The organism is Vibrio sp. 10N.261.54.E10 (assembly GCF_002877735.2).
GTDB lineage: Bacteria > Pseudomonadota > Gammaproteobacteria > Enterobacterales > Vibrionaceae > Vibrio > Vibrio crassostreae_C.
This window is the reverse complement of the sequence record NZ_MCXE02000001.1, coordinates 692,850-717,178: the sequence shown is the minus strand read 5'-3', so window position 1 is coordinate 717,178 and position 24,329 is coordinate 692,850. Positions and strand designations below refer to the sequence as shown.

Here is a 24,329-nt window from a genome sequence, read left to right as displayed (position 1 = left end):
TACCAATTACAAAGAATTCCTACACTCGATCAGGAGAACGCTTATGTGCACTGACCATCAATGGATTAATAACGCGATTCGTAAAATTGAAGCCGATTACCAACGCTCAGCGGATACGCACCTTATCAAGCTCGAACTACCAAGTATCGAAGGCATTGATGTTTACCTTAAAGATGAAAGCACACACCCAACGGGCTCTTTGAAGCACCGCTTAGCGCGTTCTCTGTTCTTATACGCTATCTGTAACGGTTGGGTTGGCCCAGAAACAACGATCATTGAATCTTCATCGGGTAGCACTGCGGTATCTGAAGCGTACTTTGCTCGCCTACTAGGTCTTCCGTTTATCGCAGTGATGCCAAAGTGCACAGCGAAGAAGAAAATTGAGCAGATTGAATTCTACGGAGGCCAAGCGCATCTTGTTGACCGATCAGATGAAATTTATGATGAGTCACGTCGTTTAGCAGAAGAGCTGAATGGCCATTACATGGACCAATTTACTTACGCTGAGCGCGCAACCGACTGGCGTGGTAACAACAACATAGCGAACTCGATTTTCAATCAAATGCAGATGGAAGATCACCCAGTTCCAGCTTGGGTAGTAATGAGCCCAGGTACTGGCGGTACTTCTGCAACTATCGGCCGCTTCATTCGCTACCAACAGCATGAAACTAAGCTTTGTGTTGTCGACCCTGAAAACTCTGTATTCCACGAATACTTCCAAACAGGCAATGCGAACGTGAAAGGCAATACATTCAGCAAGATTGAAGGTATTGGTCGCCCACGAGCAGAGCCAAGCTTCATTCCTGGTGTGGTTGACGAAATGCGAAAAATCCCAGACGCAGCAAGTATCGCAACGACACATTGGTTATCTGAAATTCTTGGTCGCAAGGTTGGCGCATCAACCGGTACTAACATGTACGGTGTGCTTCAGCTAGCCAGTGAGATGAAAGCGCGTGGCGAAACAGGGTCTATCGTGACTTTGCTATGTGATAGCGGTGAACGTTACCTAGACACTTACTTCAATGACGAGTGGGTAAATCTGAATATCGGTGACCTACAACCTTATGCAGCGAAGCTAGAAGCTTTCTCGCAAACGGGTGAGTTGGCTTAACCACAGAACAAACACCGACGCAAAAATAAAAAGAGCCCTTGATGGGCTCTTTTTTGGTTTATTCTATTCATCAATTTCTAGCGAGAACAAATTATTCTGGCTTCTGCTTCGCTTCAAACGCCGCTAGTTGCTCAGGTGTCGCTTTTGGCTGATGGTTTTGTTTCCACTCATCGTAAGTCATGCCGTATACGCGCTCACGAGCGTCATCGATATCCAAGTCTAGGCCTTGTTGCTCAGCTTCCGCTTTATACCACTTGCTGAAACAGTTACGGCAGAAGCCAGCCAAGATCATAAGGTCGATGTTCTGAACATCCTTATTGTTGTCTAGGTGTGCTAACAGGCGACGAAAGGTTGCTGCATCTAGCTTATCTTGTTCTTCTTGAGAAAGATCTTTGTATTTAAATTCAGCCACTTTACTTTCCTTTATTCGATTTATTGTATTAATTCGTTGAGCTCTGTTTGTTATACAAAAAAAGCCTGCCATTCGCTAGGAGCAAACGCAGGCTTTTCAATATTGTTACACTATTCCATGTTCATTAGCCGTGCGTGTTCATTAACCGTGACTGCTTCTTCCCACGTTGTCATGGCTCAGCTCTTTATTTAGAACCGCTTCCACATGACCCGGAGAGCGTGTTGAGCCAGAAATCAGTCGATACATCGCAGGGATTACGAACAGAGTTACCAGTGTCGCGAAACCCATACCGAAGAAGATAACCGTACCCACTGCCACTCGGCTTTCATAGCCTGCGCCCGTTGAAGTAATTAATGGGATTGCACCGGCTAGTGTGGTGAACGCCGTCATCAAGATTGGACGTAAACGTCGAGCCGAAGCATCAATGATCGCCTTTTCAAACTCAATGCCACGGTCACGAAGTTGGTTAGCAAACTCTACGATCAAGATACCGTTTTTGGTCACCATACCGATCAACATGATCATACCAATCTGGCTGTAGACATTGAGCCCTTGATTCATCAACACCAAACCTAAGAAGCCACCAAAGATACCCATAGGTACAGTGAACATCACCACCAGCGGGTTAATGAAGCTTTCAAACTGCGCGGCCAGTACCAAGTACGCGACCAGCATCGCTAGCGCAAATACCACTAAGATACTTGATTGGTTCTCTTTAAAGTCTTTTGACTCGCCAGAGTAACTCACTGAAATATCGCCCGGTAGCTGTTCAATCGCTTGTTCATCAAGGAAATCAAGTGCGTCACCCAGCGTGTAGCCTTCCATTAGGTTCGCTTTGATGGTCACCGATTTCTGCTTGTTGTAGTGCGACAAACGAATCGAGGATGCCACTTCTTCAATGTGCGTCAACGTATCGAGTGTAACCAGCTCACCAGACTGAGTTCGCATGTAGATTTGGCTCAAGTCATTAGCATTATTAAAGCTGTTCTCATCACCACGAAGGTATACGTCATACTCTTCACCACGGTCAACGAAAGTGGTTTCACTACGGCCGCCAAGCATGATCTCTAACGTATCTGAAATATCCGAAACGCTAACGCCTAGCTCGGCTGCACGTTGTTTATCTACGGTTACCAATAACTCTGGTGTTTTCTCAGAGTAATCGATGTCCGCACCTTCCATCATTGGAGAGTCTTCAGCCGCTTGCTTTAACAGTTCGCCCCATTTCTGAAGCTCAGAGTAATCAGAGCCACCCAGTACGAATTGAACAGGCTCACTTGAACCACCTTTGAAGCCCGGCATAAATGGGAATACACGTACATCAGGAATACCATTTAAAGATTTACGTACTTCGTTCAACGCTTCCTGAGCGGTTTCATCACGTTCATCCCAATCTTCCAGGATCATGATAACGAAGCCCGTTTGGTCGCCCGCATTACCACCAAACGCTGGTGATTGAATACTAAATGACTTCAAGAAACCTTGACCAAGCAGCGGCATTAGGCGCTCTTCAACGATGTCCATATTGGCAGACATACGGTTGTAACTGGTTGCATCAGCACCACGAACAAACGCAAAGATAACACCACGGTCTTCTTGAGGCGTCAGTTGCGACGGCACTTGTTGCATCAAGCCATAGCTACCGCCCATACACGCGATAATGATGATTGGAGCTGCCCAACGCCAGTTTAAAGCACGGCGCAATACCGCTTTGTACCCGGCTTCTAGCTTGCCAAACACACGTTCTACAAATCGATTGAAGCGATTTGGTTTCACGTTCGCTTTCAGAATTTTACTACCCAGAACCGGTGTTAACGTCAATGCGACTAGCGACGAGAAGATCACCGACATCGCCAACAGTACCGAGAACTCCGTAAACAGGAGACCGACCATGCCATCCATGAACGAGATTGGCAGGAATACCATCACCAATACAAGCGTTGTTGCGATTACCGCGAATCCTACTTCACGCGTCCCTTTATAAGCCGCAAGCAGTGGCGATTCACCACGTTCAATGTGGTGGAAGATGTTCTCAACCACTACGATAGCGTCATCAACCACCAGACCTATAGACAGGATAAGTGCCATCAAGGTAATCAAGTTGATAGAGAAGCCGAAGTAGTACGCCGCAATAAACGACGAGATTAGCGATACAGGAACGGTCACTGCTGGAATCAGCGTTGCACGCGCTTGACCAATGAAGACGTAAAGCACGAGGATAACTAAACCACCCGTAATAAAGAGTGTGCTGTAAACCTCTGAGATCGAACGATCGATAAAGACAGTTGAATCATAATCGACAGCTAAACGAGTACCATCTGGCAAGAACTTTTGAATTGCTTCGACTTCTTTATGGACCAAGTCAGCAACCTCAAGTGGGTTCGCATCTGACTGAGGCACAATCCCCATACTAACGTTAACAACGCCGTCACTCTTAAAGGTCGAGTTCTCGTTTTCTGCCCCAATGTAAACATCAGCAACGTCTTTTAAGTAGATAGGTGTGTTATCAGAGGCACGCTTAACAACAAGGTACTCAAAATCTTCAGCTTGGGTATATGAACGAGCGGTACGAACCGACATCACAATCGCATCGTTACGTACTTCACCACCCGGGCTTTCAATGTTCTCACTGTTTAACGCAGAAGTGATGTCCGAAGTAGTAACGCCACGACCAGCCATCTGCGCAGGTTTCAGCTTCACGTACATTACTTTGTACAAGCCACCTGAGATATCCACCGAGCTCACGCCAGAAATCAAACTAAAGCGGTCAATCAACACACGTTCGGTGTAGTCGGTTAACTGCGTTCGGTCCATCTCCGTCGAACTTAAGTTGATGTAGACCGAAGCTTCACCACTACCATTGTTCTTATAAACAATTGGGTCGTCGGCTTCATCTGGCAATGAACGCTGCGCACGAGCTACAGCATCACGAACATCACTCACACCGGTATTGAGGTCGTAACCAAGCTCAAAAGTAATCGTGATACGCGACATACCGTTACGCGTTGTGGATTCGATCTCATCGATACCACTGATGCCGGATAACTGGTCTTCAAGGTTGGAGGTTATTTGGCTTTCAATGATGGTGGCAGACGCACCCTCATAACGAGTACTGATCGATACTACCGGGCTTTCAATATCTGGCATCTCACGAACCGCGAGCTTATTGAAAGAGACAATACCAAACACAACCAATAGTAGGCTCAATACGACGGCCGCTACTGGTCTCTTTACAGAAACATCAGATAACAACATTAGTTAGCGCCTTCTTGTGCTTTTTTATCACTTGCTGCATCAGCTGGGCGATTAACGGCAAGCTCTTGAACCAAGACGCCGTCACGCATGTTCACGATACCTTGCACCACGATCTTCTGGCCAATTTCGATGCCTTTGTCGATCACGACTTCGTTATCGATACGTGCCCCAAGGAAAACTTCTGTACGAGTTGCTTTATTATCTTCGTCGATAACATAAACGAAACGCTTCGTACCTGAATACTCAAGCGCTTGAACTGGAATGATTGGCGCTTCCACTGGTGGGAAGTCCATATCCGCCGCCACTAACATACCTGGCTTTAGATAATCATTATTGTTGTCGAAGTGGATTCGAACTCGAAGGTTCAAGGTTTCAGCGTTAATACGAGAATCAATGCCTACTACAGTACCAGTGAACTGAGTGTCGCCCCATGCGCTAGTACGAGCCGTTACTTTCATACCTTTAGACAGTTTAGAAAGGTAGCGCTCCGGGATCTGCAGATCTAATTGCATTACCGATAGGTCATCTAGAGTTACGAGTTCAGTACCGGCTGTCACCATTTTACCGCGGCTAAAGTCGATAAAACCGACCGTGCCCGAGAATGGCGCGCTGATGTGAAGATCTTTCAGGTTGGCATTTGCAGCAGCTAAACGAGCATTGGCGATCTCTACATTGGTTTTCTGAGCGTCAATTTCAGTTTGCGTGATCGCGTTACGTTTCACTAGGCGTTGAAATTCCGCCAGCTTACGTTGCTCGTCTTTTAGATAAGCTTGCGCTTCTGCAACTGCCGCTTTTGCTTTGTCGTCATCTAATTGAACCAACATCTGCCCTTTGGTGACATCTTGATTGGCTTTGATGTTGATAGAGTCAACTCTGCCCGCTACTTCAGAGGTAATGATCACAGATTGTTCTGCTTCTAACTTACCTACCAAAGAAAGAGATTGGCTAACTTGGTGAATATCAACTTGCTCAGTAACAACAGTGACAGTACTAGGGCCCATGCGTTTAGCTAGTGCGGCTGGAGACGCCATAAGAATAGACAAGCTAAGCAGGGTTAAAACAGATTTATGCTTCATAATAATGGTCTGCAAGTGAGATTTAATATCTATAAATGAAATTAACCGTATTCTATCAACTGATGAATGCTGTAACGTCAAGAAGTGTAAATCTAGATTAAATTCCATTTACGTTTCTTGGCGAATTGCATAAACCAAACACAATGTAGAAAGCGAGTTACCTCAAGGTGTTACCTATCACTACGTAAACCTTAGTATAGATGTTCACTTCCCGAGCAATATGCGTACTTTTCGCCATCTTTGCCCAAAAAGGCAGCATTCAACACAAAACCATAAGAAAAACTCTTTACAGGTTTAACGTGTTTGCTATGATGCGCTCCGCACTTGAGAGATGCGTTGGGAAAAACATCTCTTTAGCCTATCCATTATGAGTTAGGAAAAACACCCTGGAGGGGTTCCCGAGTGGCCAAAGGGAGCAGACTGTAAATCTGCCGGCTCCGCCTTCGATGGTTCGAATCCGTCTCCCTCCACCATATTCTTCTTACCTCTTTTAAGAGTTAAGAGAACAACCTGATTGATGGGCTTATGGGAAAACATCAATTTAGGCTTACTTTGTGAAAAGTAAGACACACCCTGGAGGGGTTCCCGAGTGGCCAAAGGGAGCAGACTGTAAATCTGCCGGCACTGCCTTCGATGGTTCGAATCCGTCTCCCTCCACCATATTCTTCTTACCTCTTTTGAGAGTTAAGAGAACAACCTAGTTGATGGGCTTATGGGAAAACATCAATTTAGGCTTACTTTGTGAAGAGTAAGACACACCCTGGAGGGGTTCCCGAGTGGCCAAAGGGAGCAGACTGTAAATCTGCCGGCACTGCCTTCGATGGTTCGAATCCGTCTCCCTCCACCATATTCTTCTTACCTCTTTTAAGAGTTAAGAGAACAACCTAGTTGATGGGCTTATGGGAAAACATCAATTTAGGCTTACTTTGTGAAGAGTAAGACACACCCTGGAGGGGTTCCCGAGTGGCCAAAGGGAGCAGACTGTAAATCTGCCGGCACTGCCTTCGATGGTTCGAATCCGTCTCCCTCCACCATATTCTTCTTACCTCTTTTAAGAGTTAAGAGAACAACCTAGTTGATGGGCTTATGGGAAAACATCAATTTAGGCTTACTTTGTGAAAAGTAAGACACACCCTGGAGGGGTTCCCGAGTGGCCAAAGGGAGCAGACTGTAAATCTGCCGGCACTGCCTTCGATGGTTCGAATCCGTCTCCCTCCACCATATTCTTCTTACCTCTTTCGAGAGTTAAGAGAACAACCTAGTTGATGGGCTTATGGGAAAACATCAATTTAGGCTTACTTTGTGAAAAGTAAGACACACCCTGGAGGGGTTCCCGAGTGGCCAAAGGGAGCAGACTGTAAATCTGCCGGCACTGCCTTCGATGGTTCGAATCCGTCTCCCTCCACCATATTCTTCTTACCTCTTTCGAGAGTTAAGAGAACAACCTGATTGATGGGCTTATGGGAAAACATCAATTTAGGCTTACTTTGTGAAGAGTAAGACACACCCTGGAGGGGTTCCCGAGTGGCCAAAGGGAGCAGACTGTAAATCTGCCGGCACTGCCTTCGATGGTTCGAATCCGTCTCCCTCCACCATATTCTCCTTAATTGGAAAATCGAAAAGCCAACTCATTGAGTTGGCTTTTTTCGTTTCTGAGCTTTATCTCTTACTAAACGTGTCTTCTAAAACAACCCTCAACTTCCTAAACACTAACCCGCTACTACAAATAACTAATCGAGCTAAATCATTCAAACATCAGTGATCCCATACTTCAGCATGACGCTCACAAACCAGATAAGCAGCGCAGCCTAAACAATTGCTCGATACATGTTCTTCGCATTCGTTCGCAATTATCTGTTTCTGCTGCAAAGTAACCTCAGGCTCCAATACGGGTTCAAAGAACTTTGTCATTACTCATTATATCCAAATAAAATCAGTTAGTTAGTCTCAGGTTAATCCAATCTTTAACTAAGATACATATCATTAGACGCAAAAAAGCCCCTGCTGATTTCTCAGCAGAGGCTTTCTATTATTTGGTGTCATTCCGAATAACTACATCCTATTGATGTTGAGTTAAATCCTGGAATTAACCTTGAATACCAACAATTAACCAAGGTGCATTGTTAGTTGTTAGGTCACGCTCTAGGTGCCAGATATCAGTGATATCTTCTTCAACGCCATCCGCTGTGTCACGGTAACGACCGCTAAACTGAAGGCTTAGCTGTGCTTTGCTACCATCGTGGTCTGCGCGAACGATTTCAGCATCAACGTACATTACGTCTGTGTGCTGATCACCGTCTAGCTTATTACGCTCAGCTTTTAGGTCTTCAAATAGGCTTGGAGATACGTATTCTTCAATCGTGTTTAGCTCATTGTGGTTCCATGCACCTTGCAGTGTACGGTAGTGCTCACGAGAACCGTTGATGAATGCCGCTTGATCAAAGCCCGGTGGGTAGTTATGTGGAACATCGCTTTGTGCACCAAAACCGAAACCACCAGCAGTGCCTTGTGATTGAGGTTGTGCTTGCTCGAAGTTATGAACATTTGGTTGTTGCTTAGGTTGTTCAAACTTGTTCTGACCCATGCCGCCGAATGCTGGCTGTTGGCCACGTGCATTCTGCTGATTCATTGAGCCCTGCTTCGCGCCCAACATTCCACGTAGGAATTTAAACGCTAGGAAAGCAATCAGACCCATGATCAGAATATCCATGAACTGGATACCTTCAAATGCGCCACCAAAGAATGCAGCTAAAAGACCACCAGCAAGTAAACCACCTAGCAGACCGCCCATAAGGCCTTTCTTGCTAGAGTTAGCTGCTGTGTTCTTACCTGTTTGATCTTGACGGATCGAATTCGTGTTTTGTTGTTTTGGTGCTGGAGCCGTTTTAAAGCTTTTGCCAAATGACTTACCACCACCAAACTTTTTCGCTTCCGCGATTGGCGTCACCGCGACTGTTACCAACAGGATCGCGACTAGTGAGAAAAATCGTTTCATTATTATCCTTTATAGGTTTTTTATCTTTCGACACCTTAATCATACTCGTTAACAAAGAACAATGAAATATTCACCGTGTTTACACATGTATCATAATATTGCGGCTATTAATTGATTACTAAACTAGCGAAGGGATTGACGGCACTCAGGGGCAGCATTAAAATATTGAACGATGTTCATTTAATAGAAAGTACCCATGGCAAGACGAAACGATCATACTCGCGAACAATTAGTGCAATTAACCTTAAAAACGGTAACCGACTTCTTAGAAGAGCACTCTTATCACGAGCTAAGTCTACGTAAAATCGCCAATATGATTGGTTACGTTCCAAGTACCTTAGTAAATGTATTTGGTAACTACAACCTACTGCTTTTGCATGTGGTCGCTCAAACATTAGATGAACTGGCGTCAGAATCCGCTGCAGCTGTTGAACAATCGAGCAACCCTCAACAAGCTCTATTCAACCTAGCCTACTGCTACCACGATTTTGCACAGAGACACCCTCACCGTTGGCAACTTATCTTTGAGCACAACATGAACGGTGAAAACCTTCCTGAATGGCAATCGAACCGCATCGATAGAATGACAGGCATGCTAGAGCAGTTGCTAGTAGCGATTGCTCCTGAACATACGAAAAGCGAAGTCGTTAAAGCCAGCCGTGTATTATGGTCTGGAGTACACGGAATTACTCTACTTAGCGTTGATGATAAATTTTTCGCCTCTGAGCCTATTGATGGTAAAGAGCTGATCAATAACCTAGTCTCAAACTACTTAACCAACTGGTAATCATCCAAGGAAAGACAATGAACAACAGCAGCCAATCTTCGCTGTTAACGCAAAAAAGGTTCCTACCCTACTTTATTACCCAATTTCTAGGAGCCTTTAACGACAACATATTCAAAAATGTCCTGTTACTGTTTGTTGCTTTCGCAAGCGTAGACACGCTGCCTATTTCCAGCAATCTATTCATTAATTTGGCCGCAGGCCTTTTTATTCTGCCCTTCTTCCTATTTTCAGCTTTAGCTGGTGTACTGGCCGACAAATACGAAAAATCGTGGTTTATCCGTAAAGTTAAGCTCCTCGAAGTAGTGATCATGTCACTGGGTGCGATCGGATTCATCTACGAAAGCTACGGAATATTACTTCTGCTCCTGTTCCTTATGGGAACGCAGAGTGCTTTCTTTGGCCCGGTGAAATACGCCCTGCTTCCACAACAATTAGAAACAAAAGAACTGGTATCTGGTAACGCTCTCGTCGAGACAGGTACATTCTTAGCGATCCTGATTGGTACTCTCGGCGCAGGCATCATTGCATCTGAAGAAGGCGCGAAGCTCATTGCTGCGGTGTGTATTGTTTCGTTCGCCGTGCTTGGCTATGTATCAAGCTGGTTTATCCCACAAGCGCCAAGTAATGCACCAGACCTTAAAGTAAAGTGGCAACCTGTAAAACTGACCCGCGCGACACTGGCGATTGCAAAAAAAGATCGCCCGACCTTTCAAGCTCTGATGTCTATCAGCTGGTTCTGGTTCCTTGGTGCGGCTTACCTAACTCAGTTTCCCAACTTCACTAAACTGCATCTAAACGGCACTGAAAGCTCCGTCGCCTTTTTACTGGCACTATTCTCGGTAGGCATTGCAATCGGCTCTTTAGCTTGTGATAAGTTATCTAATCACCGAATTGAAATCGGCATCGTGCCAATGGGCAGCTTAGGTATCTCGATCTTCGGTCTTCTGATGGCGATATCCATCCCGGAGTCTTTGCCTGACTTTAGTTCTTTCCATCAATTCGTAACCTACTCAGAGCTGTGGCCACTGTTTGCTTACCTTCTGCTTCTGGGTATCTCTGGCGGTGTCTTTATTGTTCCTCTGTATTCACTGATGCAGTTACGTGCCAAGCCCGACGAGCGTGCCCAAGTGATTGCCGGGCTCAATATCTACAACTCACTGTTCATGGTGGGAAGTGCGGTTTTAGGTATTGTTTGCCTTAGTGTTCTAGAGCTTTCAATTCCGCAGCTGTTTATCTTGCTCGCAGTGGGCAACACTTTGGTGATGCTGTACCTGTTTTATCAGGTGCCTATCTACGCTTTCCGCTTCTTTACGTGGGTGGTCACTCACACCATGTACAGAGTTAAACATAAGAACTTACATCACCTGCCAGAAAAGGGCGGTGCGTTGATTGTCTGCAACCATGTGAGTTATATGGATGCACTGCTGCTGAGTGCGGTTTGCCCTCGCTTGATCCGTTTTGTGATGGAAGAGGATTACACCAAGTTGCCGCCAATTCGACGCTTCTTGAAAAGAGCTGGGGTGATTCCAATCTCCGCGACCAACCGCAACTCGATTCGAAACGCTTTCAAAGAAGTAGAGCGTGCCCTGCATGAAGGTCACATCGTGTGTATTTTCCCAGAAGGAAAGCTCACCTCTGATGGCGAAATGGCTGAGTTCATGCGTGGTATGGAGCTGATCATCAAACGTTCCCCTGTCCCAGTGATTCCTATGGCTCTTAAAGGATTATGGGGTAGCTACTTTAGTCGTTACAAAGGCCGTGCCTGCAAAGGGTTACCCACTCGCTTCTGGACTAAGCTAGAGATAGAAGCTGGTGAGCCGATTTCACCTAAACAAGCCTCTTGTGAAACGCTTCGACAGTCAGTCTCTGACCTTCGCGGATCATTACGCTAGTTAACCAGCCCTTTATTCATATCAGTTGAACAAGCGTTAAGTTTTCCTTAACGTTTGTTCAATTCATTTAGACTTACTTATCATTTTATTGAACGTATAGTGGTCTCATCACAATAACGCCACAACAAAACAAGACTCTAAATACAATGAACCTAAAAAAGTCCGTTCCATTTTATCTTGCTGCACTGTTTTGCTTAACGCCTTGGGTTAGCTCACCGACAGCCCTGGTTATCGGTTTCCTGCTTGCTAGTTTAGGATTAGTCCCTGAACACTTGGAAGTCGGCAAGCTTACCAAAAAGCTACTGGCCTACTCTATTGTTGGCTTGGGTTTTGGTATTCAGTTTGAAAAAGCATTAGCAGTAACAGGCGATGGTATTGGGCTCATTGTAACGACGATTATCGGTACATTAGTCATTGGTTGGTTCTTGGCGAAACAAATGGGGCTAGACCGCACTACGGGCTATCTTATATCTTCTGGTACCGCGATTTGTGGTGGTAGCGCGATAGCAGCAGTGGCACCCGCGATCAAAGCAGACGATGAACAGATTGGCTTGGCATTAGCTACCGTATTCGTGTTGAACTCGGTTGCTCTATTCTTATTCCCGATGATTGGTCACGCGCTTGAGCTCAGCCAACAAACATTTGGTACTTGGGCAGCGATAGCGATTCACGATACGTCTTCTGTAGTAGGTGCAGCTTCAGCGTATGGCGAAGAAGCACTGACGACAGCGACAACATTGAAGCTCGCTCGCGCACTTTGGATCATCCCAATCGCTTTAATTAGTGCGATGATCTTCAAGAACGATCAAAAGAAGATTACGGTTCCCTACTTCATTTTCTTCTATTGCGCCGCTATCGCGGTGAGTGACTTACTGCCACAATTTGAGATGGTCTATCAAGGAATCTTTGATGTGTCTAAGCGAGCACTGGTCGTGTGTTTGTTCTTAATTGGCTGTGGTATTTCAGTTGAGAAGTTAAAAGCGGCAGGGCCGAAACCACTGATGTTTGGTATTACAATGTGGGTCATGATCTCAACGGGTTCATTGGCGTGGTTAACTCTCGCTTAGCCCGCATAGAAACGCTTTAGATGTTTGTTCGGTGAACTAGACACTCAAGTTAGCGAGCAACAAAACAAAAAGGCAAAGCTCCAATGGGCTTTGCCTTTATCGTTTGTGGTAAGGGTATTCTTTGTTGTAACAATCACGAATCAAACAGGGGCTTATCACTCTTCTTGCTCTCTCTTTTCATTAAAACAAGTACCACAACCAACACAAATGCGGTGAGCTCAGCCAACGAACGAGTCAACCCCGATGAGATGATCGCTTGGCCTATCTGCAGTAAAACCGCAATGATGAGGGCAATTTTCATAATAAGACCTTATTCTATAATCCGTTATTTATATGGCTTATTATGATGGATGGTTATAAAGATAATAAATTCTGTTTTGAACTATCTAATTGCTAAATTAACTAACCGCCTGACAACTTAGTCACCTAACAACTTCGCAAATAACGTCGAGGTAAGCGCTTACCTTTAACTCCTATGCTGAGACAACCAAGAGGCCAATCCAGCGCGCGAAACCTTAATACCATGTTGTTCCTGCTGAGGCATTCGATAATACTCAATAGGAAATTTGAACCGTTCAAGACGACCAGTTAACTGCTCGATAAACCACTCTTTGGTTGGCAACTCAGCACAATCGACAATCGCTGCAGGTCGAAATCCGAACTCATCATCTTCAATGGGAACAATAAAAGCCTGATTAACCTCAGACAATTGATTGAGTACTCGCTCAATTTCTTCGCAATGAATGTTCTCACCACCAGAAATAAACTGGTTGTCGGCACGGCCAATAATCGACACTTGTTCGCCAAGCCACTCACCAAGATCTTTGCTATCAAACCAACCGCTCTTATCAACTAATGGCGTTAAGTTACCTTGATAGTAATACCCGGACGCGAGCGTCTCGCCACCAATAAAGATACGTTGTTCTTCAATTTTTAGCTGGCGATGGTTAAGGACAAAACCGGCGGTGCTGCCGGCATCAACGGGCTTCGCGGTCACGGTTGAAGCCGCTTCAGTCATGCCGTATCCAAGCCATGTTTCGATGCCCATTTGTTGAGCTTCGAGCCCAAGTGCTTCTGGTATATGACTACCACCCAAAAGTACATGCGTTAAAGTAAGTGCTTGCTTACTCTTTAACAATCGATGTAGTTGAGTAGCGACCAATGAAGCATGACTGCATTCTTCTATATCGGTTTCAAGCTGACCTGTGCCTATTTTGATGCAACCACCAGCCGCCAACCAACGATGAACTATCGCCAGCCCCGACACATGGTACATAGGTAAACTCAGTAACCACGTGTCACCTTGTTGATAACGAAACACCTCAAGCAGCCCTGACGCAGAGCATAGGTGCTGCTCAAGTGTATGAGCGACCGCTTTTGGGTTTCCGGTAGAACCTGAAGTGAATACGATGCTCGCTAGATTTTGCGGATTGAAATTGGATTCTTGAGGTGTCGTTATCTGCTCATCATCACCATCAAACTTCAGTTCACTTAGGCAAGGCAAGGTCACCAACTGAGTATTCAAATCGGCAGTCTCTGATTGCTCTATTCCGCTATTGCCCAAGAGCCAAAGGTAGCTCTGTTGATCTGCTTGATATAAGGAATCGAGCTTTTGCTTCAGGCGTAAACTAGGCTGAGGCATCGTAAACGCACAAACCACACCCAAATTGAGTGCGGCAAGATAAACAGGGATCACTTCAGCTTGATTCTTACCAACAATCGTCAGTACATCACCTTCAGATAGGCCTTGATGAGATAGCTGTTGTTGGTACTCACTAACCAACACAAACACTTGCTGCCAAGTATAAGTGCGGTGAGTGGTCACTAACGCTGGTTGAAGTGGGTTTTGCTGCGCCCACTTTACCCAGAGCGGGGGATGATTAGATTGTGGGCGCATCATATGATAACCAAAAATAGATTAAGAACTTGTTAAGCTAACTAAATAGCCATTCAAATAGCTCGGTCTAAGAAGACCAAATCAATTGTTGCTTTTCAAGCGTAGAGACAGACAACTGACAGCCCGGCCAAGAAACCTCTAGCTGCTGCTTGAACAAGCCAATCGTATCCAACCCCGGCACTTCATTTGGCAAATATTGCTGCGCCAGACGAGCAATCTGAGTCAGACCTAGGCTCGACTCAATGCTTGAGCTCAATACAGGTTTCATTCCAAGCTTCTGTGCTCGCTCAATGATTGCCACGCAACGCTCGACAGAACCAATAAGAGTTGGCTTGATCACGACTGCTTTAACACCAGTAAGGTCGCTAAGATCAAATTCCGGGCTGCGCACCGCTTCTTGCAGTGTCTCGTCCCACGCAATCGCCACACCATGGTCAATGGCAAAGGCCAAACTGTCTTCTGGCTTTTGGCAAGGCTCTTCGATAAAGCTTATACGCTGGCGCATTGACGGCGAAATGTATTTAATGAATTGCTTCGCTTTCTCTGGCTTCCACGCACGGTTGGCATCAAGTCTTAGAGTCAAATCAGGGATCGACTCAAGGAATAAGCTAACCAACATGCCATCGCGAATCGCTTCGTAGAGGCCGACTTTCACTTTCGCGACCTTCTCGCCTACCATCTCATTCAATACAGGAATCAGTTCATCTGGATCGCCTGTACACAAAGGCGCCGCTTGGTAGTTACCTTGAGCGTTAAGATCGCCTCGCAATTCCATCATCGCCATTGAAAAGCCAAACGCGACAGAAGGATACAGCTCGTCGAAAGGCGTTTGAGGCTTATTGTGGCTCCAAAGCTCTAATTCGTGTTGAAGCTGAATGCCAGCTTGTTCGGCATCTTCTTGGCTAAAACCGGGCAAAGGCGCAACTTCGCCAAAACCAGTTTTACCATCACACTCAAGTTGGATGATATAGCCAACACGTTCGTTCAACTTATTGTCACGAAGAACCACACCACTATCCATAGGTAATTGATAACGGTAAAGTTTAGCGTGACGCTGAGAATTCACTGAGTTCATAAAGTTTCCTAAAAAACGGGGAACATCAAAACAAAACGAGCCGCTATTAGCGACTCATTTTGAAGAGGAGAAAGACTATGGATTACGCGGGAACTTGTCGAAGTCCGGTCGACGTTTCTCGTTGAATGCGTTGCGGCCTTCTTGGCCTTCCTCTGTCATGTAGAACATCATGGTTGCGTTACCAGCTAACTCTTGTAAGCCTGCTTGGCCATCACAGTCAGCGTTCAGTGCCGCTTTCAAGCAACGCAGTGCCATTGGGCTGTGTTGAAGCACTTCACGACACCAACGAACTGTCTCTTTTTCTAGGTCAGCAACAGGAACAACGGTGTTTACAAGGCCCATGTCCAGTGCTTCTTGTGCATCGTAGAAGCGGCACAAGAACCAGATTTCACGTGCTTTCTTTTGACCAACGATACGAGCCATGTAAGAAGCACCCCAACCGCCATCGAAAGAACCCACTTTAGGACCCGTCTGACCGAACTGCGCGTTTTCAGCTGCAATAGTAAGGTCTGCCATCATGTGAAGTACATGACCGCCACCGACTGCCCAACCCGATACCGCTGCGATAACTGGTTTTGGACAAGTACGAATTTGACGTTGGAAATCAAGTACATTCAAGTGGTGCGTACCTGAGTCATCTTGGTAACCGCCGTAGTCACCACGGATACTTTGGTCACCACCAGAACAGAACGCCTTCTCACCAAGACCAGTCAAAATGATTACGCCAACTTTCTCGTCATAACGAGCATCAGCCAGTGCATTGATCATCTCTTTTACGGTTTGTGGACGGAACGCATTGTGCACTTGAGGGCGAGCAATCGTGATTTTCGCAATACCGTCATCAGACTTGTGGTATTGAATATCTTCATATTGACTGCTTTCATCGCGCCAGTTAACGGCTGCGTAAAGTTCTTCTTCTGTGATGCCTACTGTTTTAGCCATGATGATTCCCATTGTTCTATTAGAGAGCGCGACTAGCGTAGAGTCGCGACGGTGTTGCTCTGCTTTCTATAGCGCTTGATACGAGAGGTTCGCTCAGTCAGTTCATCAACGACTGGCGATACATTGGATGATCAGATTTGAAAACATCTCTGGTTGCTCAAAATGAACATTATGACCCGCGTAATCCACCTGACTATATTCAAAGCCACTATTCTCAGCTAGCTCCATGAATTTACGATCTTTTTCTCCACATACATAATGCAATAAATGCTCATGAGATTTCAATGTGGCACGTAAATCCGGTTGCTTAGCTAACGAAGTAGATAACAACATATTTGCTACGGATACTCCAAGGTTACCACTACGCTTTATGACCAAAGTTTGTCTTTGCTCATGATTTAGTGAAGAAAAGACGCTTTGTTGATACCAATCGTCTAAAACATCTTCAATCGACTGCTGTGCAAAGCGAACAGCCCATTGCGTATCGTGTACTAACCTTTGTGCTCTTTCTTCATCACATTCCAAGCCAAAGTTGCCACCTTCAATGATGACTTTCTCTAAGTTAAGAGTTTCGAAGCAAGGGCTTGTTACCCCATACATGGCAAGCCTTCCCCCCATAGAATACCCAATCACCACGATAGGATAATCGACAGGAAGATCGTTGAGAGCCAGCTGAGATGTGATGCACTGAACTATCTTGGTACAGCAATGATCAAAGCCTACAGGGTCGATAAACCGGCTTTGTCCGTGTCCGGGCAAATCTATGCAAAGACGAGGAAAGTCTTCGAGGAAGGGGTGGCATGCACTCCAATCATCCCCGCTTCCGAGTAAACCATGTAAAAAAACAAGCAAAGGTTTGTCAGAAGATTCTTGTACTGCTGGGTAATAATTGGAGTAAAGCATGTAAAGTCCTTAGGCTAATGCCTCGGTGAGCATTGAGCTGAATTGCTTCAGCAAAGTAGACGCTTGTTCGGGAGGCGTCTTAACTTCTACGAGCAAGGTACCCTGACCTTGTTCAAAATGTTGTTCGATGAGCGTTTGATAGCAATTCAAGGTTTCTGGCGCCGCATAACCAAGATGGAATTGCGCAGCAGCATGTTCAAAATTGAAACCATGAGGCATTTGATATAGAGACTGTTTTTGTTGCTCAGGAACCGGCAAAAAATCAAAGATTGCCCCACCATCGTTATTGGTAACCACAATAACCATTGGTGTTGTGCTGTGAGTAAGTAGCGCCAGCGAATTTAGGTCGTACAACAAAGAGGTGTCACCAATCAGCATCATCAAAGGATTCTGGTTGGCTTTTATCACTCCCGCAGCCGTCGCCACCAAGCCATCAATGCCCGATGCACCGCGGTTGCTGTAGACTTGAGTCGCAGAGATTGATGACAGCATATCCACCAGCCTTACCATCAAGCTATTTCCCACAAAAAGCTCTCTGCCCTTAAGTCTAGACGACAAGTCAACGGCAACGCTCAACTCTGTCAGTTGGTCGTTATTAGAGATTTGCGCCAACGCTAACTGCTGAACCGTATTCGCGACTTCCGCCAAAGATGCCGCCCAGCCAGCATGTTCTCCCAACAGCGTTGGTAGATGTTGCTCTGATAACCAATGTTCGATATCAGCGACAATATGAGTTTGAGGCAGATGATCTTGATTAATACGATGTGCATCTGGTGAAACAACGATGTACTGCGATGAACAAAATGTGGCAGCTTGTTCTTTTACCCATTGGTTAAGACGCTTAGATACGATGCGCTCACCAAACTGGATAATAAAATCACACTGACTAAGCTGTGCTTTGGCTGCGTCACTTTGCATCCATAAATCATAGTGTTTCCAGTCACTACTGACACCCGATTGAGGGTCACAGAATACTGGCCAGCCCAAAGCTGTCGCAAACTGCTTGGCTTTAATTGCGGCTTCATTCTCGATAGAACCAATAATCACTGCGCCTTTACGAGCGACATAATCACTTGCTGAGACAGGCTGAGCGATTAAATGACTGGGCAAATAAGTGTTCGAGTAAAGGCAGGTTGAAGCTCTCCAAGCTGCCACGCTCTTTGTATAATCCGCATACATCTCGGCGCTATTAGCGGAATAAAGCGGTTCTGGGAACGGACAGTTGATATGAATAGCCCCACCGACGCTGCGCTGTTTCGCCAGTGCGTTATCAACCGACGTCAAAAGCCAATTCAAAGAAACTTGTGTCGTTGGACTTGGAAGGTTTAGTGCCGTTTCAACGTGAGACGAAAAGATACCCTGCTGCTGAATCGCTTGATTGGCACCACAGTCGACTAAATCAATCGGTCGATCGGAGGTCAACAAGATTAGCTTTTCTCGCGTTAATCCAGATTCAGCGGTCGCTGGTAGAAGGTTAGCTACGGCAGTTCCAGAAGTAACAACCACCGCAACGGGTTTGTTGCTCGCTTTAGCTAAACCTAAAGCCAAGAAGCCAAGCCCGCGCTCATCAAAGTGCGTATGTAAGGTTAGCTTAGAGTTAGCTTCGGCTTCGAGTGTTAATGGTGTTGAACGAGAGCCTGGCGCGATGCAAACATGTTCAACACCGCTGCGGGCAAGCTCTTCAAGTAATGTGTTACACCAAACTCTGTTTAATACAGCTTGGTCGTGATTCATGACGCCACACCTAATGGTGGGTGATCAGAAATGAGACTGAGCAGAGTCGACATCTTCTTATTCAGCTCTTGCCACTCATGTTCGGCAACCGATCCCGGCACGATCCCCGCGCCAGCAAACAGTTGTACTTGATCGTTTACAATCAAGGCGCTTCGAATCGCCACGCAGAATTCCGCTCGCTGATGACTGATATAGCCTACAGAGCCTGCATACCAACCTCGTGCAAACGGTTCGTGTTCAAGAATGAAATCCATCGCCTCTTTACGAGGTAAACCCGCCACCGCAGCAGTTGGCTGTAAGGCAGCAAGCAACTGCACACCATTAACGCCATTGTTGAGCTGAGCATGGATATTGCGCTTCAAATGCTGCACCTTACGCAAGCGCACTAGACGAGCATCCTTTTCAACATGGACCGTTTGAGAATGAGGAGTGAGACGCTCAATGATGTCGTCGACCACATACTGGTTCTCATTGAGGTTTTTGCTGTCTTGAGAAAGCCAGTTGGCCAGTTCCATATCCTCAGTAGCGTTCTCTCCGCGACCAATGGTTCCAGCAAGCGCCTCGGTATCAAGCTCCGTACCATGTCGGCTATATAAGCGCTCTGGTGTCGAGCCAATGAAACTGTGTTTAGAATCCAGCACCAACATAAAGTGGAAACTGTGGTGATTTTGCAGATAGCTGGCTTTAAGTAATTGAGCTGCGCAGATAGGAGCATCGAGTTGCAGTGTGGTTTTACGTGCTAAAACGACTTTTTTGTACTCTTCATCGCTAATGCCTTGCAGCACTTTATCGACAAGGTTGCCCCACTGCTCTCTTTCTGGAACGTGATTGATCTGTTCAATATGGGCAGACAAAGGCGCCAATATCGCGGCTTCTACAGAAAGCTTATTCAAAGCATTAATAGAAGAAACGCGATCAGGGGACAAATTAACCGCCAGCGACCAAGTATTGTCAAAGCGGATCAATTCAACCTGAGGAAGGAAGAAAAACGACTCCATGCAGCGACGGTTCTTTGCGGTGTGCCCATCAAACGAGCGTCCACCCCAGATTCGTTGGTCTTCACCAAGAATAGCGTACGCGGGTGCAGGATCTGAAAACGTATGTAACTGTCCGAGCGCAACAACCTCTTCACGAGTGTCGCGTGACTGCCAGTAGAACTTAGGAAAGAGCGGTTGAGCATGAAGCCATTCTATAAATGCAAACGATGGTTTTTGCGTTAGAACTTCAACACAACGAACTTCGCTTGCTTGGGCATTTTGTACTCGCTCAATCAAAGCGGAGATAGTTTGCTGGAAATGTGACAAATCGACCTCGTTCACATCTAAATTATTATTATATTAGTTTGATACTTTATGGGCAGTACCCACTTAGATCAAGAATGTACTATATCTTTTCAACATTCCTGTGATTTTAAGCGATCCCGCCCCTTTATTCATCTTAGCCAATAACCAAGAAAGCGATTAATTAAAATTTAGAAAAGAGTGACAACAAAAAGGCTAAACGTGATACTGAAATGCGACATTCATCAGATTTTTATTCTATCAAACGCCATTTTGCGGTACTTTAATAAAGTATTTAAATTAATTTCAGGAAATCGGCAATGCAAAATATCGGGATGTCGTCAAAACTCAACAGCGTATGCTATGAAATCAGGGGGCCTGTACTCAAACATGCTAAGCGCATGGAAGAAGAAGGGCATAAAATACTGAAGCTTAATATTGGTAACCCCGCCCCATTTGGTTTTGACGCCCCTGATGAAATCCTTGTTGACGTAATCCGTAACCTACCGACATCTCAAGGTTACTGCGACTCAAAAGGCATCTATTCAGCCCGCAAAGCGGTTGTTCAGCACTACCAGAAAAAAGGCCTACGTAACCTTGATGTAGAAGACGTTTACATTGGTAACGGCGCATCAGAGCTTATCGTTATGTCTATGCAAGCGCTACTGGATAATGGTGATGAAATCTTAGTTCCCGCTCCGGATTACCCACTATGGACAGCGTCTGTTGCGCTTTCTGGTGGTACACCGGTTCACTACATGTGTGATGAAGATGCTGATTGGTATCCAGATTTAGACGACATGCGCGCGAAGATCTCACCAAAGACGCGCGGCATCGTTCTTATCAACCCGAACAACCCAACAGGCGCGGTATACAGCCGTGATTTCCTATTACAAGTGGTTGAGATTGCTCGTGAGCACGGTTTGATCATCTTCGCCGATGAAATCTACGACAAAGTACTTTACGACGGTGCGGTACACACTTCAGTGGCAACGCTTGCTGAAGACGTATTAATGGTCACGTTCAACGGCCTATCTAAAGCTTACCGTGTATGTGGTTTCCGTGGTGGTTGGATGTTCTTAACAGGCCCTAAACACCTAGCGAAAGGCTATGTAGAAGGGCTAGAAATGCTGGCCTCAATGCGTTTGTGTGCCAACGTTCCGATGCAACACGCTATCCAAACCGCACTCGGTGGCTATCAGAGTATCAATGAGCTGATTCTTCCAGGCGGTCGACTGCTTGAACAGCGTGACCGTGCATGGGAACTGATCAACAAGATCCCTGGCGTTTCTTGTGTGAAACCGAAAGGTGCAATGTACCTGTTCCCTAAAATCGACACCAACATGTACAACATCAAAGACGATCAGAAGTTTGTACTCGACTTCCTTAAGCAAGAGAAGGTGCTATTGGTTCAAGGTACGGGCTTCAATTGGCCGAAACCGGATCACTTCCGTATCGTGACTCTGCCGCACATCGAAGATCTAGAAATCGCAATTGGTCGTTTAGAGCGCTTCTTACAGACTTACAGCCAAGACGACCTCATCGAAGGTTAATGAGCACAAAGAAAGATGGCTACAATTTGCTGTTTTAAAAGACTTTAACTTGTATTCATTCACTTCTATGCTTAAAAGGCTCCTGTTTAGGAGCCTTTTTTGTATCCGCTGTCTCGTATCCCTGTGCAAACACAAGATACGAGTGGAGTATTGTTTATACCAATCACAGTAAGTAAGTGTTCAGAAATAGCGTAGGGAAAAAGCTTGAGAACAAGGCAGCTATTTTCGACAAGCAGCTTCGATAAGTAGTTATTCTACAATCAAAAATTCTAACATAGTTATCGAGTTTTTTAACAAGCTAGGATGACCAGTTATTTACTACGATTGGTACTATAAGGACATTTATGAAACAGAGCCATTTCTTTGCCCATCTCGCACGCATGAAGCTAATTCAACGCTGGCCCCTGATGCGTTCGGTATCAAGCGAGAACATTTCAGAACATAGCCTACAGGTTGCTTTCGTGGCACACGCCTTGGCACTGATCAAAAACAAGAAGTTTGATGGTCAGCTTAACCCCGAGCACATTGCTCTGCTTGGCATGTACCACGACACCAGTGAGGTACTGACGGGTGATTTGCCAACGCCAGTTAAATACTACAACCCGGATATCGCACAAGAGTATAAGAAGATAGAAGCCGCGGCAGAACAAAGACTGCTTTCGATGTTGCCAGAAGAGTTCAGAGACGACTTCGCCCCCTTCTTAATATCTGGTACTGCGAGTAAAGAAGAGCAAAGCATCGTCAAGCAGGCAGATACTATCTGTGCGTACCTGAAATGCTTGGAAGAGCTCAGTGCGGGCAATCATGAATACGAGCAAGCCAAGCGCCGATTGGAAGAGACACTCGAACAACGCAAAAGCCCAGAAATGGACTACTTTCTCACCACATTCGCACCGAGCTTTGAATTATCACTAGACGAGATAAGCTAGCTGGGTATAAGTTGTTTTTAATTAGCTAAATAAAATCAATTTGATAGGTGCTATTTTGAATTCTCAACTCGAACCACCCTTTGTACTCGAACAAGAATGGCAGCATCGAAATGACGATGAACATAAAATAAGACGGGATGACCACCGCAGCCCGTATCAGCGTGACCGTGCGCGCGTGCTTCACTCTGCTGCTTTCCGTCGCTTACAAGCGAAAACCCAGATCCATGGCACCACGGTCAACGACTTTCACCGAACGCGCCTTACCCACTCTCTTGAGGCCGCTCAGCTTGGCACCGGTATCGTCGCTCAACTGAAGAAAAAGCAGCCCGAATTTCGAGACCTATTACCCTCAGACAGTTTGATTGATTCACTGTGTTTGGCTCACGACATCGGTCATCCACCCTATGGACATGGCGGCGAAGTCGCACTCAACTACATGATGCGCGACCACGGCGGCTTTGAGGGCAACGCTCAAACGTTTCGCATAGTCACACAGCTAGAACCTTACACTGAACATCACGGGATGAACCTATCTCGACGCACTTTGTTAGGTCTAATTAAGTACCCTTCTCTGCTGAGTGAGGTTCAAGCTAAATTGCAGTCTGAACCCGTTAAGCATCAACGACAACTCCGAGCTAAAGATTGGATGCCAGCAAAAGGCATCTACGATCATGATGAAGAGTTGTTTAACTGGGTGCTTGAACCGCTTTCAAGCAGCGACCAACAGCTCCTAAAACAGAAAAGAAAAACGCATACCGAGCCACTTGAGCACAACAAGACCAAATATAAGTCACTGGATTGTTCGATCATGGAACTTGCTGACGACATCGCGTATGGCGTGCACGATTTAGAAGATGCGATTGTGCTTGGCTCTGTGACCAAAGCTCAGTGGGTCGAATCGGCTTACCCTCAACTGAAAGAGATGGCCGACCCATGGATTTGTGAACACCTAGATTCAATTACAGAGATGCTTTTCTCTGGTGAACAGTATCGTCGAAAGGATGCGATTGGTGGGATAGTCAACGCACTGTTGACCAGTATCTCGATTAAGCGAGTGGAGGCTAACTTTGAGAATGTACTGTTGGCTTACAATGCGGTGCTCGAGCCGAGCATGGACGGCACACTCGATAAGCTGAAACACTTTGTCAGCGAGTTCGTTATTCAAGTGCCACAGGTTCAGGTCATCGAATACAAAGGTCAACAGATCATCATGGATATGTTTGAAGCATTCAGCGCAGATCCTGAACGCTTGCTGCCACTGCCCATCAAGAAGCAATGGCTACAACATCAAGATGAGTCTCGAAAAATGCGCGTGATAGCCGATTACATTTCATCGATGACTGATGATCTTGCGCAGAAAATGCATCAGCAATTGTTCTCAGCTCATACCGAGTTTTAATTCCTGACTCACTTTACTAAAA

At 45.8% G+C, this 24,329-nt stretch carries 18 protein-coding genes and 7 tRNA genes; 14 read left to right on the top strand and 11 right to left on the bottom strand.

The genetic code is table 11. The features are described from left to right. Window positions 1–43 precede the first annotated feature (43 nt). Window positions 44–1,111 carry a PLP-dependent cysteine synthase family protein gene (locus BCU07_RS03135; protein ID WP_061022810.1) on the top strand — a complete coding sequence of 356 codons (1,068 nt, stop codon included), beginning with the start codon at window positions 44–46 and terminating at the stop codon, window positions 1,109–1,111. A gap of 91 nt (window positions 1,112–1,202) precedes the next feature. Here the strand turns inward: BCU07_RS03135 and BCU07_RS03130 are convergent, their stop codons facing one another. The 3 genes from BCU07_RS03130 to BCU07_RS03120 form a co-directional block, all read right to left on the bottom strand. Next, complete coding sequence (locus tag BCU07_RS03130; protein WP_004736423.1) at window positions 1,203–1,523, bottom strand: DUF1244 domain-containing protein; 321 nt, start codon at window positions 1,521–1,523, stop codon at window positions 1,203–1,205. A gap of 141 nt (window positions 1,524–1,664) precedes the next feature. Then, window positions 1,665–4,778 carry a vibriobactin export RND transporter permease subunit VexH gene (vexH, locus tag BCU07_RS03125; RefSeq protein ID WP_065584122.1) on the bottom strand — a complete coding sequence of 1,038 codons (3,114 nt, stop codon included), beginning with the start codon at window positions 4,776–4,778 and terminating at the stop codon, window positions 1,665–1,667. Continuing rightward, window positions 4,778–5,854 (bottom strand): efflux RND transporter periplasmic adaptor subunit, encoded by a 1,077-nt coding sequence (locus tag BCU07_RS03120; RefSeq protein ID WP_017064071.1) that lies wholly within the window; start codon window positions 5,852–5,854, stop codon window positions 4,778–4,780. The genes vexH and BCU07_RS03120 overlap by 1 nt, the downstream gene beginning before the upstream one ends. Window positions 5,855–6,242: 388 nt before the next feature. On the opposite strand from BCU07_RS03120, the gene BCU07_RS03115 reads away from it, so the two are divergent. The 7 genes from BCU07_RS03115 (at window position 6,243) to BCU07_RS03085 (ending at window position 7,449) form a co-directional block, all read left to right on the top strand. Then, a tRNA-Tyr gene (locus BCU07_RS03115) sits at window positions 6,243–6,327 on the top strand. A gap of 102 nt (window positions 6,328–6,429) precedes the next feature. Further along, window positions 6,430–6,514 (top strand) — tRNA-Tyr (locus BCU07_RS03110). 102 nt (window positions 6,515–6,616) lie between these two features. Continuing rightward, a tRNA-Tyr gene (locus tag BCU07_RS03105) sits at window positions 6,617–6,701 on the top strand. Window positions 6,702–6,803: 102 nt separating this feature from the next. Then, window positions 6,804–6,888 (top strand) — tRNA-Tyr (locus BCU07_RS03100). A gap of 102 nt (window positions 6,889–6,990) precedes the next feature. Continuing rightward, window positions 6,991–7,075 (top strand) — tRNA-Tyr (locus tag BCU07_RS03095). Between the two features lie 102 nt (window positions 7,076–7,177). Next, window positions 7,178–7,262 (top strand) — tRNA-Tyr (locus BCU07_RS03090). Window positions 7,263–7,364: 102 nt separating this feature from the next. Then, window positions 7,365–7,449, top strand: a tRNA-Tyr gene (locus BCU07_RS03085). Between the two features lie 491 nt (window positions 7,450–7,940). Here BCU07_RS03085 and BCU07_RS03080 read toward each other — a convergent pair. Beyond that, a complete protein-coding gene (locus BCU07_RS03080; protein WP_017060179.1) occupies window positions 7,941–8,849 on the bottom strand; it encodes a Tim44 domain-containing protein in 909 nt (302 codons plus the stop codon). 196 nt (window positions 8,850–9,045) lie between these two features. Here BCU07_RS03080 and BCU07_RS03075 point away from each other — a divergent pair, with 196 nt between their 5' ends. The 3 genes from BCU07_RS03075 (at window position 9,046) to BCU07_RS03065 (ending at window position 12,595) form a co-directional block, all read left to right on the top strand. Next, window positions 9,046–9,636, top strand: coding sequence for a TetR/AcrR family transcriptional regulator (locus tag BCU07_RS03075; protein ID WP_017064073.1), 591 nt, complete (start codon window positions 9,046–9,048; stop codon window positions 9,634–9,636). 17 nt (window positions 9,637–9,653) lie between these two features. After that, window positions 9,654–11,528, top strand: coding sequence for an MFS transporter (locus tag BCU07_RS03070; protein ID WP_102332809.1), 1,875 nt, complete (start codon window positions 9,654–9,656; stop codon window positions 11,526–11,528). 146 nt (window positions 11,529–11,674) lie between these two features. After that, window positions 11,675–12,595, top strand: coding sequence for a YeiH family protein (locus tag BCU07_RS03065; RefSeq protein ID WP_017060176.1), 921 nt, complete (start codon window positions 11,675–11,677; stop codon window positions 12,593–12,595). 133 nt (window positions 12,596–12,728) lie between these two features. On the opposite strand, the gene BCU07_RS03060 is transcribed toward BCU07_RS03065, so the two are convergent. From BCU07_RS03060 to BCU07_RS03030, 7 genes are all read right to left on the bottom strand, one after another. After that, window positions 12,729–12,896 (bottom strand): hypothetical protein, encoded by a 168-nt coding sequence (locus tag BCU07_RS03060; RefSeq protein WP_017068947.1) that lies wholly within the window; start codon window positions 12,894–12,896, stop codon window positions 12,729–12,731. 165 nt (window positions 12,897–13,061) lie between these two features. Then, complete coding sequence (menE, locus tag BCU07_RS03055) at window positions 13,062–14,495, bottom strand: o-succinylbenzoate--CoA ligase (protein WP_102429111.1); 1,434 nt, start codon at window positions 14,493–14,495, stop codon at window positions 13,062–13,064. Window positions 14,496–14,559: 64 nt separating this feature from the next. Further along, a complete protein-coding gene (gene menC / locus BCU07_RS03050) occupies window positions 14,560–15,567 on the bottom strand; it encodes an o-succinylbenzoate synthase (protein WP_102429110.1) in 1,008 nt (335 codons plus the stop codon). Between the two features lie 75 nt (window positions 15,568–15,642). After that, window positions 15,643–16,509 carry a 1,4-dihydroxy-2-naphthoyl-CoA synthase gene (gene menB / locus BCU07_RS03045; protein ID WP_017064079.1) on the bottom strand — a complete coding sequence of 289 codons (867 nt, stop codon included), beginning with the start codon at window positions 16,507–16,509 and terminating at the stop codon, window positions 15,643–15,645. Between the two features lie 105 nt (window positions 16,510–16,614). Further along, complete coding sequence (menH, locus tag BCU07_RS03040) at window positions 16,615–17,412, bottom strand: 2-succinyl-6-hydroxy-2,4-cyclohexadiene-1-carboxylate synthase (RefSeq protein WP_017065885.1); 798 nt, start codon at window positions 17,410–17,412, stop codon at window positions 16,615–16,617. A 9-nt stretch (window positions 17,413–17,421) separates the two neighbouring features. Then, window positions 17,422–19,146 (bottom strand): 2-succinyl-5-enolpyruvyl-6-hydroxy-3-cyclohexene-1-carboxylic-acid synthase, encoded by a 1,725-nt coding sequence (gene menD / locus BCU07_RS03035; RefSeq protein ID WP_102429109.1) that lies wholly within the window; start codon window positions 19,144–19,146, stop codon window positions 17,422–17,424. Beyond that, a complete protein-coding gene (locus BCU07_RS03030) occupies window positions 19,143–20,450 on the bottom strand; it encodes an isochorismate synthase MenF (protein WP_065583685.1) in 1,308 nt (435 codons plus the stop codon). The genes menD and BCU07_RS03030 overlap by 4 nt, the downstream gene beginning before the upstream one ends. 296 nt (window positions 20,451–20,746) lie before the next feature. Here BCU07_RS03030 and BCU07_RS03025 point away from each other — a divergent pair, with 296 nt between their 5' ends. From BCU07_RS03025 to BCU07_RS03015, 3 genes are all read left to right on the top strand, one after another. Beyond that, complete coding sequence (locus BCU07_RS03025) at window positions 20,747–21,979, top strand: pyridoxal phosphate-dependent aminotransferase (RefSeq protein ID WP_017060166.1); 1,233 nt, start codon at window positions 20,747–20,749, stop codon at window positions 21,977–21,979. Window positions 21,980–22,323: 344 nt separating this feature from the next. Further along, entirely contained in the window at window positions 22,324–22,908 is a 585-nt protein-coding gene (gene yfbR, locus BCU07_RS03020; RefSeq protein ID WP_017060613.1) for a 5'-deoxynucleotidase, read from the top strand. A 55-nt stretch (window positions 22,909–22,963) separates the two neighbouring features. Next, a complete protein-coding gene (locus tag BCU07_RS03015; RefSeq protein ID WP_017060614.1) occupies window positions 22,964–24,307 on the top strand; it encodes an anti-phage deoxyguanosine triphosphatase in 1,344 nt (447 codons plus the stop codon). Window positions 24,308–24,329: the final 22 nt, after the last annotated feature.